General features: G+C 68.3%; 5 protein-coding genes. All 5 read left to right on the forward strand.

What is annotated here, in order from left to right; genetic code table 11:
- On the forward strand, window positions 1–506 hold a 506-nt coding region (locus tag AC1DYI_RS29690; RefSeq protein ID WP_477207716.1), incomplete at its 5' end, for an RDD family protein.
- A complete protein-coding gene (locus tag AC1DYI_RS29695) occupies window positions 499–1,254 on the forward strand; it encodes an RDD family protein (protein ID WP_477207717.1) in 756 nt (251 codons plus the stop codon). The genes AC1DYI_RS29690 and AC1DYI_RS29695, both read left to right, overlap by 8 nt.
- 13 nt (window positions 1,255–1,267) lie before the next feature.
- Window positions 1,268–1,777, forward strand: a complete 510-nt coding sequence (locus tag AC1DYI_RS29700) for a hypothetical protein (protein WP_477207718.1) — start codon at window positions 1,268–1,270, stop codon at window positions 1,775–1,777.
- Between the two features lie 7 nt (window positions 1,778–1,784).
- On the forward strand, window positions 1,785–2,771 hold the full coding sequence (locus AC1DYI_RS29705) for a stage II sporulation protein M (protein ID WP_477207719.1): 987 nt from the start codon (window positions 1,785–1,787) through the stop codon (window positions 2,769–2,771).
- 24 nt (window positions 2,772–2,795) lie between these two features.
- On the forward strand, window positions 2,796–3,530 hold the full coding sequence (locus AC1DYI_RS29710) for a hypothetical protein (protein WP_477207720.1): 735 nt from the start codon (window positions 2,796–2,798) through the stop codon (window positions 3,528–3,530).
- Window positions 3,531–3,575 lie beyond the last annotated feature (45 nt).

A 3,575-nucleotide genomic window follows, 5' to 3' on the forward strand; every position in this document is an offset into this window, starting at 1 on the left:
ATACGAACCAAGGCACGAACAACAACAAGTTCGCACCGCCGGTGGCGCAGGTAGAAGACGTGGCGCCCGTCACCGGCGAGTTGGCGGGCCGCGGTACCCGCTTGGTGGCCGCCATCATCGACGGCGTGGCGTTTGCAGTCATCGCACTGGTGATCGGGCTGATGACTTCGGTCAGCCTGTTCAGCCCCAGCACGCCCCACGGTGGCGCCTATTTCATGGCGTATGGCGTGTCGATACTGGTMTTTCTCGCCATTCAGGCGGTGCTGCTGCACCAGCGCAGCCAGACGATGGGCAAGATTGCGATGGGCATTCGCATTCAGCGCTCAGACGGCTCCAAGGCCAGTCTTGGCCGACTTGTCGGCATGCGCATGGTGCCGATGTGGCTGATCAGCCTGGTGCCGCTGATCGGCCCGCTCATCAGCCTGATCGACAGCCTGTTGATCTTCCGCGCCTCGCACCGCTGCCTGCACGACGACATAGCCGACACCATCGTCGTCCGTGTCTGATTCTGCAGCGGGCTTGGCGGCCTCGCGCGCCGCCGCAGGCCCCGCGCTGGACACCCTCTATCGCGTCGAGACGCCCGAGGGCGTGGCTTTGACGCTGCGCCCCGCCGGGCCGGTGCCGCGTGGTGTCGCGTTCATGCTCGACTTCCTGATCCGCCTCGCGCTGATGGGCACGCTGGGCGCGGTGCTGTCGGCGGTCAAGGGCATCGGCGATGCCTTCTGGCTGATCAGCTTCTTCATACTCGAATGGTTCTACCCGGTGATCTTCGAGCTGTCGCCGGCGGCTGCCACGCCGGGCAAGATGGCCGTGGGCCTGCGGGTGGTGATGGACAACGGGCTGCCGGTCACGGCCAGCGCCTCGTTGCTGCGCAACCTGCTGCGCGCCGCTGACTTCCTGCCGCTGGCCTACGGCCTCGGCCTGCTCAGCATGCTGCTGCGGCGCGATTTCAAACGCCTGGGCGACCTGGCCGCATCGACACTGGTGGTCTACAACGCCGAGCGGCCCGCCGCCGTGGCTTGGCCGTCGGTGCCGGTTTGCGCCGCCAGCGCAACACTCACCTTCGATCAGCAACGGGCGTTGCTGCACCTGGCGGGCCGGGCCACGCGGCTGACGCCCCAGCGCGTGGAAGAGCTGGCCGTTCTGGCGGAGTCGAAGGTCAAGCCGCGGCCGCTGGACCCAGAGCAACTGGCCCCGACCTCGGCTGCCGAGCGTTTGATCGGTGTGGCCCGCTGGTTGCGCGGTGATCGTTAAGGAAGGACGAGCGATGAGCCAGAACCCTTACGCGCCGCCTGAAGCCGATGTCGATGCGGTGGCGCCGCCGCCGCCCTCCGCCCCTGCCCCGGCGCTGTGGAACCCGAACGCAGCAGCCAACTGGAGCCTGCTGCTGACGCCGGCGTTCGGTGCCTTCCTGCACATGAAAAACTGGGCCGCCCTGGGCGAACCGCAGAAAGCCGACGCTTCGCGCAAATGGTTCGTCGCTGTGCTCGCGTTCTATCTCGTCATGGCGATCGTCGCGGCGGTGCTGCCCGAGAGCCGCGAGATGAACGTGGTCTCGCGTGGCTTTGGTATCGGCCTGCTGGCCGCCTGGTACTTCTCGAGCGCACGCGAACAGATGCAGCACGTGCTCGGGCGCTACGGCAAGGCCTATCCGCGGCGTGGCTGGGGCGTGGCCTTGCTGCTCGGGCTGGCAGGCATCGTGGCGTACGTCGTGGTGGCCATCATGGTGGGTGCGGCAGTTGCGCTGGTGTTCGGCCTGGACCCCGAAGGCTCTTGACCGCCAGATGAACCCCGCGCAATTCGAAGCCACCTACGGCCCGCAGTGGGACGAGCTGGACGCCCTGCTCGTCGCCACGGCGCGTCCGCGGCGCTGGTTTGCTTCGGCTGCGAAGCAGGCACCGGCGCCCGACGCCGAGCGCCTGGCGGCGCTGTACCGCGCCATCTGCGAACACCTGGCCTTGGCGCAGGCCCGCGCCTACCCGGTCCACCTGGCCGAGCGGCTCGAAGACCTGGCCCAGCGGGCGCACCGCCTGATCTATCGCCAGCACGAACTGGGTTGGCAACGCTTGAGTCGCTTCTTCCTCGTCGAGGTGCCGGCGGCCTTGCGTGCCCAGCGTCGCTACGTGTGGATGGCAGCACTGCTGTTCTACGGGCCGGCCTTGCTGATGGGCCTGGCCACCTGGGCGGACCCGGGCCAGGTGCTGACGCTGATGGACGCCGGCAACGCCARCAACTTCGAGCAGATGTACAGCCGCGAGCCCGATCAGGCGATCGGCCACCACCGCGGCGCCGACACCGACTGGCGCATGTTCGGCTTCTACATCCGCCACAACATCGGCATCGGGTTCCAGTGCTTTGCCGGTGGCTTGCTGGCCGGTGTTGGCACCGTGTTCTACCTGATCTTCAATGCCTTGCAGATCGGCGGCGTCGCGGGCTTCCTGACGGCCCGCGGCCATGGGCCGGTGTTCTGGTCTTTCGTGGCCAGCCACTCGCCGTTCGAGTTGAGTGCGATCGTCATCTCCGGCGCTGCAGGCTTGATGCTCGGCCACGCGCTGCTGGCGCCCGGACGCTGGCGGCGCACGCAGGCCCTGGCCCGCGCCGGCCAGGCCAGCGTGCCGCTGGTGGGGGCTGCGATCGTGTTGTTCCTGATCGCCGCCGCGCTGGAGGCCTTCTGGTCCTCGTCGCCCTGGGTGCCTCCGCCGGCGAAGTACGCGACCTCGGCGCTGGGCTGGGTGCTGGTCTGGGCTTACACGCGGCTGAGGGTCCGCTGATGGGCCGGATGATGGACGCGCGCCATGTGGGCTGACCAACTCGCCCTCGCCCTGCGGCCCCGCCCGATGATGGAGGCGGCTGACCTCGGCGCGCGCATGGTGCAGCGCGAGGCCCGCACGTTGGCGCGCAGCTACCTGCCAGCGGCCGCGTTGACGATGATGCTGGCCGCATCCACCTGGTGGTGGGATCCGCTTGCGCCGTCGCTGGTGTTGTTCATGCTGAAGCCCTGGCTCGACCGCGCCTTGTTGCTGGTCTTCGCGCGCACCGCCTTCGGTCAGCCGGTGACCGCCCGCGAAATCTGGCAGTCCGATGGCCTGCTGAGCCTGCGCGGCCTGCTGCGAGCCCTGACCTTGGCGCGCTTGTCGCCCTGGCGGGCCTACACCCAACCGGTGGATCAGCTCGAGGGGCTGCGCGGGCAGCCGGGGCGCAAACGCCGCGCGCTGCTGCTGCGCGGCAAGCGTGGCGTTGCGCTGCTGCAGCAAGGCATGTACTCGCAGATCGAGCTGCTGCTGACGGTGGCACTGATGTCGCTGCTGTACTGGCTGACGCCCTTCGATCCCGTCAACACCTCGAACCGATGGGGTGGCTTCTTCGAAGACGACACGATGGCCTACCTCTTCGCCGCCAGCCAACTGCTGGTGGCCACCGTGCTCGAACCGTTCTTCGTCGCCGCCGGATTCTCGATGTACCTGAACCGCCGCGTCGAACTGGAAGCCTGGGACGTGGAACAGGAGCTGCGGCGTGCGTTTGCGCTCTAGCCTCGCCGCGCTGCTGCTATGCACGCTCGCCGCGCTGCCCGCCGG

The organism is Ideonella sp. P3_A4, from assembly GCF_056403075.1.

What these genes read in the sequence shown, in the direction of transcription:
- AC1DYI_RS29700 (WP_477207718.1), top strand. Translation starts at nt 1,268, where the DNA reads ATGAGCCAGAACCCTTACGCGCCGCCTGAAGCCGATGTCGATGCGGTG.
- AC1DYI_RS29710 (WP_477207720.1), top strand. Translation starts at nt 2,796, where the DNA reads ATGTGGGCTGACCAACTCGCCCTCGCCCTGCGGCCCCGCCCGATGATG.